This is a genomic window from Methylobacterium sp. OAE515, from assembly GCF_041806315.1.
GTDB lineage: Bacteria > Pseudomonadota > Alphaproteobacteria > Rhizobiales > Beijerinckiaceae > Methylobacterium > Methylobacterium tardum.
In genome coordinates this window covers 61776-75884 of the sequence record NZ_JBGMUV010000001.1, presented here as the reverse complement: position 1 = coordinate 75884, position 14109 = coordinate 61776, and the positions used below count along the sequence as shown (strand labels likewise).

Here is a 14109-nt window from a genome sequence, read left to right as displayed (position 1 = left end):
GCTGCTTCCGCCGCGGACGGCGGATTCGACAGCAAGGAGCGGGATGCCGGACTTGTGGCAGGCGGGCAGAGTGGCGCGAACGTCCTCTCCGGCCCGTCAGGTTCCGTCATGCCCCTCCCCATCGCCGACGCCAAGACGCATAGTGCCGTCGCCATGAGCAACCGCCCGCCGATCGACACCGCCGAGGCCGTCCGCTGGGCCGCCGTGACCGATCGCGACGGGCGGGCGGACGGCACCTTCGTGTACGCGGTCCGCACCACGGGCGTGTATTGCCGCCCGAGCTGCGCGTCCCGGGCGGCGCGGCCGGAGAATGTGAGCTTCCACGCGACCTGTGAGCAAGCGGAGGCCGCCGGCTTCCGGCCCTGCCGGCGTTGCCGGCCGAACGAGGTCGGGCTGGCCGAGCGCCGCGCCGAGGCGGTGGCCCGGGCCTGCCGTGCCATCGAGGCGGCCGAGACGATGCCGCCGCTCGCGGAACTCGCCCGTGTCGCCGGCCTGAGCGCCTTCCACTTCCACCGCATCTTCAAGGCCGCCACGGGCGTCACCCCGAAAGCCTATGCCGCCTCCTGCCGCGCCGCGGCGCTCACGGCCCGGCTGCCGGGCGCCGAAACGGTGACGGAGGCACTCTACGATGCCGGCTACAGCACCGCGAGCCGGTTCTATGCCGGGGGCGCCCCGCGCCTCGGCATGGCGCCCGACCTCTATCGGAAGGGCGCTGCCGGCATCCGCATGCGGTTCGGCATCGGCGCCTGCTCCCTCGGGGCGATCCTCGTCGCCGCCACCGAGGCGGGCGTCTGCGCGATCCTGCTCGGGGACGAACCCGACGCCCTGGCGCGGGATCTCCAGGATCGCTTCCCGGGGGCGGAGATCGAGGGCGGTGATCCGGCCTTCGAGACCTGGATGGCGCGGGTCATCGGCCTCGTCGAGGCGCCGGGCGGCGGGCTCGATCTGCCGCTCGACATCCGCGGCACCGCCTTCCAGCAGCGAGTCTGGGAGGCGCTGAGGAAGATCCCCGTCGGCGCGACGGCGAGCTACGCCGAGGTCGCCCGCGCTATCGGCGCGCCGGCCGCGATGCGGGCCGTCGCCCAGGCCTGCGGCGCAAACCCCATCGCGGTCGCGATTCCCTGCCACCGGGTGGTCCGCTCGGACGGAGCCCTGTCGGGTTATCGCTGGGGCGTCGCGCGCAAGCGCGCCCTGCTTGCCCGCGAGACCGACAGTTGCTGAGGCCCGTCATCGCGCGCAGCGCAGCGAGCCTGGGCGACGCGACCGCGGTAAGCGCGACGCGACACTGGATGGCTTCGCTGTGCGCGCAAGGACGATCGTGCTTCTAGCGCCGGCCTCCGCCCGGGCCGCCGAAGCCGCCGGCTCCGCCGAATCCCCCTCCGCCGGGGCCAGGGCCAGGCCCCCCGGGCGGACCGCCGAAGCCGCCTGGGCCGACCGGGAACGCTCCGGGACCTGACGGCGGCGCGCCGCCGAAGCCGCCGCGGGGCGCCCTGAATCCATCAGCGCCGCCCGCGCCTGGGACGACCGCGCCCCCCGGCCGAGTGTCGATCGCGGGGGCGTGCGGCTCGCCGATGCCGCCCGGACCGCCCTGCCGACCGCCGGGCTCGGCGCCGAACCGGCCGGGCATCTCGTCGGGCAGGTTGCGCAGGTCGAGCCGGTCGCGCTCCCGCTCGAACCGGGGCGTATCCGGTTGCGGAGGTTCGGGCGCGATGCGGTTCTCGATCCGCAGCCGCTCGACAGTCAGATCGCCGTCCCGCGCGATGGTCGCGGTCAGCACGGCCCGCGCGCTCCCCGTGCGCGGCACCTGGACATTCGGACGGCCCGCGACGGCGTAGCCCGAGCCGACATCCAGGCGCGTGCCGGTCCGGCCGATATAGGCTTCGATGGAGACCTGCTTCAGGCCTGGCGGAAACGGCAGCCCGACCTGCGCGGCGTTCGTCACGCGCAGCGCGCCGTCCGCTTCGGTGCCGGTCACCAGGGCGCGTTTGCCCGGCGGCAGCGCCTCCGCGCCCGTCAGGCGCAGGGCTCCGATGGTGAGTGCACCTCCAGCGTCGCGCTGCACCGGCCCGGCGACGCGATCCGGTCCGGACGTGCGCGGCTCGATCAGGCTGGCGACGATCACGCCGTCAGGCCGCCGCAGGCCGCTCACCGCGACCCGAGCGCCAGTCTGCCAGGTGCCGGTCAGACCCGCGGTGGAGACCCGCTGCCCGAGCACGATCATTCGTCCCGGCGAGACCGACTCGACCCGTCCCACCACCTCGCTCGTCACGTCGATCCGGCGGGTGGCGAGGCTGCCGCCCTCGGGCCGCGCGACCACATGGACGACATGACCGATTTTCAGATCGGCCGCCGTCCCGGCTTCGCCGTCGATCCGGACCTCGACCCCGGGCGGGTAGGCAATGCGCAGGTCGTTGACGATGATCGAGCCGAAGCGGCGGATCGTCCCGATCACGCCGGTGCCGCCGATGCCCCGGTCGCCTTCCCCCAGCGAGCCGTCGCGCGGCTCGTCGGTCCTCATCATGCCGGTGCCGCCGATGCCCTGGTCGCGTGGGGCCTCCTGCGGGCGGACGGCACCCGGGTGCAGGGCTGCGGCGCCCGCGAGCAGGCGGAGGACGAACCGGCGGTTCGGCAAGGATCGCACCGGCCGGCTCCTCAGCGCCCGTCCGTGGGGGGCGCCGACGCTGCGGCCTCCGTGTAGATGTAGAGCCCGAAGTTCCAGCGGTGATCGCCGCCCGGATCGGTCTGGCAGGCGGCGTGCGCTTCCCGGTTGGCCTGCTGCAGGGCCTCCATGGCGATCTCGCGCGCCCGCGCCTCAAGTTTGGTCGCGAGGTCCTTGGAGAGCCCGTCGTAGTGGACGGCCCGCTCCAGGAAGCGCGGCCTGTCGCCGACGATATTGGCCACGGCTGCCGCGATGTGGTCGTGCAGGTTGCGGCCGAAATAGTAGAGCTGCGGTCCCTCCGCGCCGTCGCCGCGCGGCACGTAGGCCGCTTCCGCCAGCACGATCCGGTCCTGCGCGTCCGTGAAGGCGAGGCCGCGGTCGAGCCATTCGTCGAGGACGGCACGCGGCCGCACGTCCCGGGTGATGCCCGAGACCAGGGTCTCGAAGGAAGACGCGCTGCCCTCGGCGGTTCGCGGCAGCGGCAGGGGGTGACCCTGCGGATCGGTGAAGGCCGGGTCGGCGATCCAGCGGGCGATGATGCGGCTCGTGCGCGAGACGACGGCCGGCACGGCGCTGACCGGGGCGCCGGCACCGCGCAGCCGCCGCACTTCCTTCCGGTGGATGCCGGTGAGGAGGGAGACGCGGCTGTCCGTCTGCTCCTTGCCGGCGAGGGCAAAATCGTACTCGGCAACGTTCACGTAGAGCTCGCGCAGCAGATCCGTGAGCGCCGGGAAGGTGATGCCGCGCGCCACCAGCAGGCGCACGAGCGGGCGCAGGAGCCGCGCCAAGGGCGCGTGCAGACTGGCGCCCTCGCGCGGGGGATCGGCAGACTCGGACATGGGCTCATCGTTAGCGCATGCGCCGTGGGAGACAATCCCACAACGTGCGGATCCGCACACCGATATGCGCTTTCCGAATTGACGTGGGAAATTTGCACACGTAGATGAAGTGTGTGGTCAAATTTCCCACGGAACAGGAGCGTGCCGATGAAGGTGGATCCCTGCAGGCCCGTCGCCGACGCGCTGCCGCCTCTCACGCTCACCTCTGCGTCGACCCGCCGGAGTCGCCAGGCCAACCCTATGCCGCGGCTCGGACGCATCGCCTGCGTCCTCGCCGCCCTCGCGCTGCCCGCCATCGGGATCGCTGTCGCGGATACGGTCCACCGCGGCAACGGACCGAAGGCGCCGCAGGCCGCCGCTCCCGTCACCCCCTCAGACGGGGCGGCGGTACCCTCGGGTACCGTCACGCCCGCGTGGACCCTGCGGGCCATGCGGACCGCCGCAACCTCCGTTCGGCACGGGGGGGTCCGGTCGTGATCGCCCTGTCCGGGACGGGCCGGGACCGGGTGCGTCCGGTGCCCAGCTGTGGCGGGGGCCCGATCCTCGATCTGGCGCTCTGCCTGATCCTCTCCGTGACCGTCGTCGGCCTGCTCCTGCTGGCCCTGTAACCCCGCGGCTCGGCCGCTCCACGCACGAGACCACTATGACGACATCGTTCCGCGCCGCGCTCCTCGGCGCAGCGGCTGGCTGCCTCGCGCTCAGTGCGCAGGCCGCGGATCTGCCGCGCCGCGCGCCGCCGCCATCTCCGCCGCCGCTGCCGATCTTCACCTGGACAGGGTTCTACGCCGGTCTGAATGCCGGCTACGCCTTCCGCACGGACAGCAGCGGCTTCACCGACCCGACCTACGGCATCGTGGCCGGCGGCAAGAGCTCCGGCGGCTTCGCGGGTGGTGGGCAGATCGGGTACAACTACCAGTTCACGCCGGGCTCCGGCTTCGTGCTCGGCTTCGAGACCGACATCCAGGGGGCGTCCTTTGCCAAGGCGGACGCCGCCTATCTCGGCACGACGCCGTATTACAGCCTCCGACCGAGCCTCGACTACTTCGGCACCGTCCGTGGCCGCCTCGGCTACGCCTTCGACCGCGTCCTCGTCTACGGAACCGGCGGTTTCGCGTATGGCGGCGGATCCCGCACGTCCTCCGCGGCGTCCTATCCTTACACCCTGCCCGGAACCGATCGGACCGGCTACGCGGCGGGCGGCGGCATCGAGTATGCCTTCACCGAGAAGCTCTCCGCCAAAGTGGAGGCGCTGTACATCCATCTCGGTCGTGGCTTCACTGGATCGACATATTACAATGCCAGCGTTCCAGCGTATTACGGTGCCGGCAAACAGGATTCAGGGTTTGCTCTGGTCAGGGCTGGGGTGAATTACCGATTCTAGTCAATATTAGCTGCGGCGGACCTTGACGGCTTGGCTGTGGTGAGGCGCTATGCCCGGCATTCGGCTCCGCGAATCCTTCGGCCGGTCGATCGCGTCCACGGCTGGTTCGGGTCGTCGGGGCCGGATGCCGCACGGGTGTCGCCGCGCGGTGTCAGGAGACATTTCCGACAGGATCGGCCGTGATCGCTCCCAGCCCGACCTTCACCAAGTTGGCCGTTCTCGTCCTTGGACTCGCAGCCTGTGCGGCGGGCGCGCAGGCACAGGATATCGTTCCGCCGAGCGCATCCAGCCGAGGCGCGATCCTGATCTACGGGAACTATTGCGGGCCGGGGAACCGCGGCCCCGGCTATGCGCCGATCGACGCGCTGGATCTCGCCTGCGCGCATCATGACGCCTGCTCGACCGACCCGGCTTCGGGCGTCCTGACGAGCTGTGCCTGCAACCGGCGCCTTGAGGTCGAAGCGGGCCTGGTCGCGCGCGATCCGCGTGCGCCGGCCCAGACCCGCCAGACGGCGCAATTCATCGCGAGCTTCGCCACGGCGCTGCCCTGCCGGTAGGGAGCGCCGCGGTTTCGATCAGGTGACCGCGATCAGGCGGCGTCGGCCGGGTTGGCGGCCGCCTTCGGGCCGCCCTTGGCGACGCCGACCAGGGCGGGACGCAGCACGCGCTCGCCGATGACGTAGCCGGCCTGCACAACCTGGACGACGGTGCCGGCCGGCACCTCCGGGTTCGGCACCTCGAACATGGCCTGATGCCGGTTCGGGTCGAACTTCTGGCCCTGCGGCTCGACAATCTTCACCCCGTGGCGCTCCAGGGTCTTGCCGAGATCACGCTCGGTGAGCTCGATCCCGTCGATCAGGCCTTTCAGCGCGCCGTCGGCCGTGGCCTTCGCGTCGGCTGGGACGCTGTCGAGGGCGCGGCGGATGTTGTCGGCGACGTTGAGCACGTCGCGGGCGAAGTTCGTGACCGCGTAGGCGCGCGCATCCGCGACCTCGCGCTCGGTCCGGCGGCGCAGGTTCTCCATCTCGGCAAGCGTGCGCAGCATCCGGTCCTTCAGCTCGTCGCGCTCGGCGGTGAGCAGGGCCAGGGCCTCCGCGACAGGATCGACGGAGGCCGCCTCGGCGCCCTGACCTGTGGGCGCCGTATCCTGGGCCGCGCCGGCACCGGCTTCGACCGTGGTCTGGCGCTGGTCATCCTGGGGCATGTCGTTGCTCGTCATCGTGTTTCAGTCGTCAGGGCAGGGTGGTTCGGGGCAATCGGAGCCGGCGCTGATATCTGGCCCGGAGGCGGCGAAATCAACCCGGCGCTCACGCCTCGCGGGGGGGCGGGGCGGCAACCAGGGCCTCCAGCCCCTCCGCCTTGAGGGCGGCGACGTCGCCGGCGAACACATCCATCACGGCGCCGCGGATCGCGGCCTGGCGATCGGGCTGAGTCACCCGGGTGCCGGTGAGGTCGGTGACGTAGAAGACGTCGACCGCCCGCTCGCCGAAGGTCGCCACATGCGCCGAGGTGATGTTGAGCGACAGCCGGCCGAAGGCGGTGGTCAGCTCGTAGAGCAGACCGGGCCGGTCGAGGCCCGTGACCTCGACGACGGTCTCCCGGCTCGACAGGGCGTTGTCGATGATCACGTCCGGCGGCACCGGGAAGGTCTTGGCGCGCGTGCTGGTCGACGGGTGCTTGTCGGCGACCAGGTCGGCGATCTTGATCTCGCCCTTCAGCGCCCGCTCGATCGCCGCCGTGATGCGCTTGGTCCGGCGCAGCTCGTCCTCGTCGCGCTCAAAGGCGCGGGAGATGAAGATCGTGTCGAGGGCGAAGCCGTCCGTGGTGGTGAAGATCTGCGCGTCGACAATGTTGCTGCCGGCAGCCGCGCAGGCTCCGGTGACGATCGCGAGCAGCCGCGGATGGTCGGGCGAGTAGACGGTGATCTCGGTCACTCCCCGTACGGGGTCGAGGGCGACGTCGGTCGCGCTGGTGCGGCCATCGGCCAGTGCGTCGCGCAGGAACACCGCGTTCTTGAGCTGGCGGGTGCTGTCGACCTTGAGCCAGTAGGCCTGGCCATGGCGGGCCGCGTAGGCGTCGAACTCCTCCGACGCCCAGCCCGGCAGCTGCTCGCGCAGGCTCATCTGGACGAGGCGCACCCGGTCGGTACGGGCGATCTCGGAATGGCCGCCCGACAGGTAGACCTCGGTCTCGTCGTAGAGCGTGCGGAGCAGCGTGCCCTTCCAGGCCGTCCAGACGCCGGGGCCGACCGCCGTGATGTCGGCCACCGTCAGGATCGTCAGGAGCTTCAGCCGCTCCAGGCTCTGCACGCTCGCGGCGAAGCGCTCGATCGTCTTGGCGTCCGAGAGGTCGCGGCTCTGCGCTGTCATGGACATCAGCAGGTGATGCTCGACCAGCCAGCACACCGTTTCGGTCTCGGCCTGGTTCAGGCCGAAGCGGGGGCAGAGCTTCTCGGCGATGGCGGCGCCGGCGATCGAGTGATCCTCCGGCCGGCCCTTGGCGATGTCGTGCAGCAGGATCGCCACGTAGAGCGCCGTGCGGTTGTGGATCGAGTGCACGAGGCGCGAGACCAGCGGGTAGGTCTCCTGGACCCGGCCCGACTCGATGTCGGCCAGCACGCCGACGGTGCGCAGCAGGTGCTCGTCCACCGTGAAGTGGTGGTACATGTTGAACTGCATCATCGCGACGATGCGGCCGAAATCCGGGATGAACCGGCCGAGCACGCCCGCCTCGTTCATCTCGCGCAGGGCCTCCTCCGGGGCGTTCCGGGAGGTCAGGATGTCGAGGAACAGGCGGTTCGCCTCCGTGTCCCCACGCAGCGACGGATTGATCAGCCGGAGCGACCGGTTGGCCAAGCGCTTGGCGTCCGGGTGGATCGCGAGGTTGTGCCGGTCGGCGAGCCAGAACAGGCGGATCAGGTTGACGGGATCGCGCTCGAAGGCGTCCTCGGCCCGCAGGTTCACCCGGCCGTGGTCGATCCAGAAATCCTCAGCCTCGATGGCGGTGGCGCGGAACCGGTCGCGGAACCGGCCGATCCAGCGGTCGAGCACCGGCGTGCGCTTGGCGTGGCGCGCTTCGAGCTCGGCGCAGACGATCGCGGTGAGATCGCCGACATCCTTGGCGATGCGGAAATACGCCTTCATGAAGCGCTCGACGCCCGACAGGCCGCCGCGCGCCTCATAGCCGAAGCGCTCAGCGATCCGCGGCTGCAGGCCGAAGGACAGGCGCTCCTCGGCGCGCTTGGTCGCGAAATGCATGTGGCAGCGGACCCGCCACAGGAACTCGTCGCAGCGCTCGAACAGCGCGTATTCCTCCGGCGTGAACAGGCCGGCGCTGACGAGCTCGATCTGATCGCGCACCCGGTAGGTGTATTTGGCGATCCAGAACAGCGTGTTCAGGTCGCGCAGACCGCCCTTGCCGTCCTTGACGTTGGGCTCGACGAGGTAGCGCGAGGAGCCGGCCTTCGAGACGCGCAGGTCACGCTCGCGCAGCTTCGCGTCCACGAACTCGGCGGCCGAGCCGACCACCAGCTCGGCGTCGAAGCGCGTCACCAGCTCCTCGTACAGGACCCGCGTGCCGAACAGGTACCGCGCCTCCAAGAGGGCGGTACGGATCGTCATGTCGGCCCGCGCCTCGCGCAGGCACTCCTCCACGGAGCGCGTGGCGTGCCCGACCTTCAGCTTCAGGTCCCACAGGACGTAGAGCATCCCCTCGACGACGCTCTCGGACCACGCGGTCTGCTTGTAGGGCAGCAGGAACAGCAGATCGATGTCCGAGCCCGGTGCCATCGTGCCCCGGCCGTAGCCGCCGGTGGCGACCACCGCGAGCTGCTCGCCGGTGGAGGGGTTGTCGTTCGGATAGAGCCGCCAGACCACGGCGTCGTGGATCGCCCGGACCACCGCGTCGGTGAGCGCCGAGAGGCTCTGGGCGCAACGCAGCCCATTGCGGTCCTCGAGGAGCTGCGCCTCGGCGGCGCGATGGCCCTCCTCGATCACCCGGCGCAGCTGCGGCACCAGCGCGGCCCGGAGCTTGGTGGGCTCGCGAGCCTCGCGGTCGAGGTTCTCCAGGACCGTATCGAGGGCGGCGACGGGATCGAACATGGCTCCCGTTAGCATGATATGCCTACGCCGCCAGCCATGCGGCGCGGCGCCTCCGCGGTCCGCGCGGGGCGGGTCACTATTCCGCAGCCGGCAGATCAAGGGCCAGCAACCGGGCCGTCCGCCTGCGGGTGGTCGCCGGCGGTTCCGCCTCGCCGGTCTGCCGCCGCGCGTCGGCGATGGCGGCGTGGACTCCGTCGACCGCCAGGATCAGGGCGCTGACCGTGCGGGCGTCGATGCTGCGCTCCCGGGCGTAGCAGACCACGTCCGCCACCAGCCCATCGGTCTCGATCGCGATGGCGTCGAGTTCGGCGCTGCTGGTCGCCGCGCGGACCTCGCGCATGATGTCGAGCAGGCGGTCGAGGACGAAATCGACGCGCTCCCGGCGCTTGCGGGCGAGCCGCTGCCCGATCCAGGCGAAGCCGGAGCCGATCGTGCCGCCGAAGAACGCGAAGAGGTAGATGTAATCCTCGTAGCGGTCCAGGAAGGTCTGCTGCTCGCGCTCGAAATAGTCGACGGCGCCGGGATGGTTTGGCAGGCGCGCGGAGGTCGCCGCCACCGTCGTGTCGAAGTCCGGCGCCTTCATCAGCTTGGCCACCGGGGCCGCGGAGGCGAGGCGCGAGCGCCACTCGAACAGGTGCTGGGTGGCCGAGGCGACCGCGACGCGGCTCACCGTGCCGCGCGCCATCAGGCGGTACGAGGCGCCGACGGTCTTGACCTCCTCGTCGGGGCGCTTGGGCCGGCCGCCGAAGGTCCCGGCCGGGATGGTGACCGATTGCAGTTCCGGGAAGCGCTGCAGGATCGCGTCCCCGTCGGGGATCGAGACGAATCCGACCTTGTGCTCCGGCGCGCCGAGTTCGACGGCCCGCACCACGGCGCCCGCGACCTTGGAGGCCGGGCTGGCAATCACCGCCACCGCGTCGACGCGCTTCTCGTTGAGCGCGGCGGTGACCTCGCCGACCTTCAGAGGCACCACGACGACGTGGCCGACTTCCGCCTCGGCGGCGTGACCGTCCTCCGGCGCGTCCTCGCCCAGGTTGTCGGGCACGAGGTCGTAGAAGGAGAGCAGATTCGTGAGGAAGGGCAGGTCGGCGCTGTGGCGCACGACGATGCCGAGGCGCTTGCGGGCGAGCGCCGGGATGTCGTCGATATCCGCCGCCTCGGGCGCGGTGATGACGAGGGCCTCGTCGTGGAGGATCGCCAGCGTCAGGCCATTCTCGGGCAGGAAGACGTCCGGCCGCACCACCGCGAGGTCGGCCTTGTTCCGCTGAAGGGCCATGGCGCTGTCGCGGACGTCGCCATAGCGCACGACCTTGAGGCGGACATCCTCGCGGGCCCGGTCGAGGGCCCCGGCATAGGCCTCGATCAGCGCGGCTTCCGGCCCGTCCTGAGGGCCGACCGCGACCACCAGCGTGTTCGGCCGCGACAGGTAGACGATCGCGGCCGCGACCGCGGCCAGCCCCAGGGCCACCAGGACCAGGAGCCATTCGCGGCGCATCAGAGATGTCGCCGCGGCGTGAAGTCGCCGCCGCCACGGTCCCCGAGAGCGGCCGGGCGAAGGACGGGGGGTCGGACCATGGCCGAGCCTGTCGCGTTGCGCGCGTTCCATACCCAAGTCATGAAACGCAAACCTGTCGAGATCGTGAAGAACCGGTGAAACCTTCAAACGTTGCAGGATCCGCGCCAGAACGCCGCAAGGCCGATGCGCCGCCGCCGAAGCCGATCAGTCCGACATGGCTCGAGCGGGCGGCGCTGCACTACCTCGAGCGGTATAGCGCCTCCACCGAGATGCTGCGCCGGACCCTGGCGCGGCGGGTGGAGAAGCGGGCGCGCCTGCGCGGGGAAGATCCGGCCGCTTTCGCCGAGATGATCGCCGCGACCGTGGCGCGGGCGGTCTCGGCCGGCCTCGTGGACGATGTGCGCTTCACCGATACCCGCCTCGCCACGCTCCGGCGCCGCGGCACGTCGAGCCGGGGCGTTTCGGCCAAGCTTGCCGCCAAGGGCGTCCCGCGGGACGTGGTCGAGGCCGCCATGCAGGCGGAGCGCGAGGCGATGCCGGACGGAGCGGCGGAGGAGATCGAGACGCAGGCCGCGCAGGCTTACGCCAAGCGGCGGCGGCTCGGACCGTATCGCCGGCCGGACTTGCGGGCGGCGTATCGCGACCGGGATCTCGCCGCGCTGGCGCGGGCCGGGTTCGCCTTCGGTCTTGCCCGCCAAGTGATCGACATGGAGATCGACACCGAGCCGGACGCGGCGGAGTGACGGGTGCGGCATCGCGGCTCGGGGCGAAACGCCGGACGGCCTTGCACCTTCGACCGCGTCGTTCATTGTCTGTTCGATGGACGAGACCCTCGCCAAGAAGCTGCGCATCCTGGCCGATGCCGCGAAGTACGACGCCTCCTGCGCCTCGTCGGCCGCGCCGAAACGGGCCGCCGGCAAGGACGGTCTCGGCTCGACGACCGGGGCCGGGATCTGCCACGCCTACACGCCGGACGGGCGCTGCGTCTCGCTGCTCAAGATCCTGCTGACCAACTGGTGCCTGTTCGACTGCGCCTATTGCGTCAACCGGCGCTCCTCGAACGTCCGGCGGGCGAAGTTCACCGTGGAAGAGGTCGTGAACCTCACCCTGAACTTCTACCGACGCAACTACATCGAGGGTCTGTTCCTCTCCTCCGGCATCATCAAGTCGCCGGACCACACGATGGAGCTGCTGACCCGGGTGGCGAAGTCGCTCCGGCGCGATCACGGTTTCGCCGGCTACATCCACCTCAAATCGATCCCGGAGGCGAGTCCCTGGCTGATCGAGGAGGCGGGCCTCTACGCCGATCGGCTCTCGATCAACGTCGAGCTGCCCACCGAGGCGAGCCTGGAGCGCCTCGCCCCCGAGAAGGACGGTGCCGCGATCCAGGGGGCCATGGCGCAGATCGGCGAGCGCATCGTGCAGGCCAAGGCCGAGAAGCGGCGATTCTCGCCGGCCGGACACTCGACGCAAGTGATCGTCGGGGCGGATGCCACGACCGACGAGGCGCTGATCCGCAAGAGCGCGCTGCTCTACGGCAGCGTCGGCCTGAAGCGGGTCTACTACTCCGCCTTCAGCCCGATCCCGGACGGCTCGGCGATCCTGCCGCCGAAGCCGCCGCCGCTCCAGCGCGAGCACCGGTTGTACCAGGCCGATTGGCTGCTGCGGTACTATGAATTCACCCCTGACGAAGTTGCCGACGCGTCGGAGGGCGGGATGCTCGCCCTCGACATCGACCCGAAGCTCGCCTGGGCGCTGAAGCACCGGGACAAGTTCCCGGTGGACGTGAACCGGGCCGACCGGGAGTGGCTGCTGCGGGTTCCGGGGCTCGGCGCGCGGGCGGTCGACAAGATCGTCAAGGCGCGCCGCCACGCGACCCTGCGCCTGGATGACGTCGCGCGGCTGACCTCGGGGCTGAAGCGGGCGCGGCCGTTTCTCGTCGCCGCGGACCACCGTCCGGTCGGGCTGACCGACCGGCTCGACCTGCGCGCGCGATTGGTCGAGCCGGCGCAGCAACTGAGTTTGTTTTGATGGGGGCCGGAAACGCGACCCTCCCTTCCCCCTCTGCGGGGGGAGGGAATGCGCACCGGCCACGCGCCATCACCTTACGCCCCGGCGCCGATCTCGACGGCTTCCGCAAAGCCGCCCGCAGACTCGTCGCGCAGGGCGTCCCGCCCGAGGCCGTGACGTGGTCGGTGTCGGACGCGCCCGGCCTGTTCGGTGCCGATGCGGATGATGCCCCCGCCGCGCCGCTTGCCCTGCCCAAACCCGTCGCCGCCCTGATCCCGCAGGTGATCCCCCACCGCGATCCGGAACGCTACGGGCTGCTCTACGCGCTGATCTGGCGCGTCTGCCTCGGCGAGCGGCACCTGATGGAGGTGGGCAGCGATCCACTGGTCTACCGCCTGCACCGGATGGCCAAGGCGATCGGGCGCGACCTCCACAAAATGCACGCCTTCCTGCGCTTCCGCCGGGCCGAGGACAGCGGCGGCGAGCATTACGTCGCGTGGTTCGAGCCGGATCACCACATCCTCGAGGCGGCGGCTCCCTTCTTCGTCAACCGCTTCCGCGGCATGCGTTGGTCGATCCTGACCCCCGAAGGCTCGGCCCATTGGGACACCGAGACCCTGACTTTCGGGCCGCCGGGGGACCGGGCGCAGCTCCCCGAGGGCGACGGGTTCGAGGCCGGCTGGCAGACCTATTACGAGAGCACCTTCAACCCGGCCCGCACCAACCTGAAGGCCATGCGGGCCGAGATGCCCAAGAAGTACTGGCACAACATGCCCGAGACCGCCGCAATCCCCGCTCTGGTCCGGGCGGCGGCCGGGCGCACCGAAGCCATGATCGAGAGGGAGCCGACCATGCCCACACGCCGCGATCCCGTCCGCGCCGTCGCCGCCATGGCCGACCAGGATCCCAAGAGCCTCGACGAGCTGAACGCCATCATCCGCCGCACCGAGCCGCTGGTGCCGGGCGCCACCCAAGCGGTTCTGGGCGAGGGGCGGGTCGGCGCGACCGTCGCCTTCGTCGGCGAGCAGCCGGGCGATCAGGAGGATCGGCAGGGCCGCCCCTTCGTCGGGCCCGCGGGGCAACTGCTCTCCCGCGCCATGGCGGAGGCCGGGATCGACCGTGGGGCGAGCTACCTCACGAATGCGGTCAAGCACTTCAAATTCGAGGAGCGCGGCAAGCGCCGCATCCATCAGAAGCCGACGGCCGGCGAAGTCAGCCACTATCGCTGGTGGCTGGATCGGGAGCTCGAGTTCGTCGCTCCGAAGCTCGTGGTGGCGCTCGGCGCGACCGCCGTGCTGGCGCTGACCGGCAAGGCAATCCCGATCACCCGGGCGCGCGGGCCGTTCCGGTTCGACCGGCACGACAACCGCTTTCAGGGCTTCATCACGGTACACCCGTCCTACCTGCTGCGCCTGCCGGACGAGGCGAAGGAGGAGGCCTACGCGGCCTTCGTGGATGACCTGCGCCGGGTGGAGGCGCTGGGGCGCGAACTCGCCGCGTGAGCTTGAGCCGGCCGCCTGTTCGGCGGTGCTGATACGATGCGGACGCGGCCGCTTTCTATGGGGTGTCGATCGGCTGCCGGCACGACACGGGACGGGTGAGGC

At 71.0% G+C, this 14109-nt stretch carries 12 protein-coding genes; 7 read left to right on the top strand and 5 right to left on the bottom strand.

Annotated features, from left to right (window positions below; translation table 11 throughout):
• The first annotated feature begins 153 nt into the window (after positions 1–153).
• Entirely contained in the window at positions 154–1221 is a 1068-nt protein-coding gene (gene ada / locus ABIE45_RS00370; RefSeq protein WP_373622831.1) for a bifunctional DNA-binding transcriptional regulator/O6-methylguanine-DNA methyltransferase Ada, read from the top strand.
• Positions 1222–1324: 103 nt separating this feature from the next.
• On the opposite strand, the gene ABIE45_RS00365 is transcribed toward ada, so the two are convergent.
• Both ABIE45_RS00365 and ABIE45_RS00360 read right to left on the bottom strand, forming a co-directional pair.
• Positions 1325–2641: a DUF5666 domain-containing protein gene (locus tag ABIE45_RS00365; RefSeq protein ID WP_192709926.1), complete on the bottom strand. Its 1317-nt coding sequence runs from the start codon at positions 2639–2641 to the stop codon at positions 1325–1327.
• Positions 2642–2652: 11 nt separating this feature from the next.
• Positions 2653–3498, bottom strand: a complete 846-nt coding sequence (locus ABIE45_RS00360; protein ID WP_192709927.1) for a DUF6502 family protein — start codon at positions 3496–3498, stop codon at positions 2653–2655.
• 473 nt (positions 3499–3971) lie between these two features.
• Between ABIE45_RS00360 and ABIE45_RS00355 the strand changes: the two genes are divergently transcribed.
• The 3 genes from ABIE45_RS00355 (at position 3972) to ABIE45_RS00345 (ending at position 5436) form a co-directional block, all read left to right on the top strand.
• Complete coding sequence (locus ABIE45_RS00355; RefSeq protein ID WP_373622035.1) at positions 3972–4106, top strand: hypothetical protein; 135 nt, start codon at positions 3972–3974, stop codon at positions 4104–4106.
• A gap of 35 nt (positions 4107–4141) precedes the next feature.
• Positions 4142–4879 (top strand): outer membrane beta-barrel protein, encoded by a 738-nt coding sequence (locus tag ABIE45_RS00350; protein WP_192709928.1) that lies wholly within the window; start codon positions 4142–4144, stop codon positions 4877–4879.
• A 179-nt stretch (positions 4880–5058) separates the two neighbouring features.
• Entirely contained in the window at positions 5059–5436 is a 378-nt protein-coding gene (locus ABIE45_RS00345) for a hypothetical protein (RefSeq protein WP_192709929.1), read from the top strand.
• A gap of 32 nt (positions 5437–5468) precedes the next feature.
• On the opposite strand, the gene grpE is transcribed toward ABIE45_RS00345, so the two are convergent.
• The 3 genes from grpE to ABIE45_RS00330 form a co-directional block, all read right to left on the bottom strand.
• Positions 5469–6083 (bottom strand): nucleotide exchange factor GrpE, encoded by a 615-nt coding sequence (grpE, locus tag ABIE45_RS00340; RefSeq protein ID WP_192709930.1) that lies wholly within the window; start codon positions 6081–6083, stop codon positions 5469–5471.
• A 103-nt stretch (positions 6084–6186) separates the two neighbouring features.
• A complete protein-coding gene (locus ABIE45_RS00335; RefSeq protein WP_192709931.1) occupies positions 6187–8994 on the bottom strand; it encodes a [protein-PII] uridylyltransferase in 2808 nt (935 codons plus the stop codon).
• A 61-nt stretch (positions 8995–9055) separates the two neighbouring features.
• Complete coding sequence (locus ABIE45_RS00330; protein WP_192709932.1) at positions 9056–10474, bottom strand: TAXI family TRAP transporter solute-binding subunit; 1419 nt, start codon at positions 10472–10474, stop codon at positions 9056–9058.
• Between the two features lie 224 nt (positions 10475–10698).
• Here ABIE45_RS00330 and ABIE45_RS00325 point away from each other — a divergent pair, with 224 nt between their 5' ends.
• From ABIE45_RS00325 to ABIE45_RS00315, 3 genes are all read left to right on the top strand, one after another.
• Positions 10699–11238 carry a RecX family transcriptional regulator gene (locus tag ABIE45_RS00325; RefSeq protein WP_192709962.1) on the top strand — a complete coding sequence of 180 codons (540 nt, stop codon included), beginning with the start codon at positions 10699–10701 and terminating at the stop codon, positions 11236–11238.
• Between the two features lie 76 nt (positions 11239–11314).
• Positions 11315–12526, top strand: coding sequence for a putative DNA modification/repair radical SAM protein (locus tag ABIE45_RS00320; RefSeq protein WP_192709933.1), 1212 nt, complete (start codon positions 11315–11317; stop codon positions 12524–12526).
• Positions 12526–14007 carry a UdgX family uracil-DNA binding protein gene (locus tag ABIE45_RS00315; protein WP_192709934.1) on the top strand — a complete coding sequence of 494 codons (1482 nt, stop codon included), beginning with the start codon at positions 12526–12528 and terminating at the stop codon, positions 14005–14007. Before ABIE45_RS00320 ends, ABIE45_RS00315 begins: the two co-directional genes overlap by 1 nt.
• Positions 14008–14109 lie beyond the last annotated feature (102 nt).

Coding starts and splice junctions, on each gene's coding strand:
- ada (WP_373622831.1), top strand. CDS start 154: ATGAGCAACCGCCCGCCGATCGACACCGCCGAGGCCGTCCGCTGGGCC.
- ABIE45_RS00360 (WP_192709927.1), bottom strand. CDS start 3,498: ATGTCCGAGTCTGCCGATCCCCCGCGCGAGGGCGCCAGTCTGCACGCG.
- ABIE45_RS00350 (WP_192709928.1), top strand. CDS start 4,142: ATGACGACATCGTTCCGCGCCGCGCTCCTCGGCGCAGCGGCTGGCTGC.
- grpE (WP_192709930.1), bottom strand. CDS start 6,083: ATGCCCCAGGATGACCAGCGCCAGACCACGGTCGAAGCCGGTGCCGGC.
- ABIE45_RS00335 (WP_192709931.1), bottom strand. CDS start 8,994: ATGCTAACGGGAGCCATGTTCGATCCCGTCGCCGCCCTCGATACGGTC.
- ABIE45_RS00330 (WP_192709932.1), bottom strand. CDS start 10,474: ATGCGCCGCGAATGGCTCCTGGTCCTGGTGGCCCTGGGGCTGGCCGCG.
- ABIE45_RS00320 (WP_192709933.1), top strand. CDS start 11,315: ATGGACGAGACCCTCGCCAAGAAGCTGCGCATCCTGGCCGATGCCGCG.
- ABIE45_RS00315 (WP_192709934.1), top strand. CDS start 12,526: ATGGGGGCCGGAAACGCGACCCTCCCTTCCCCCTCTGCGGGGGGAGGG.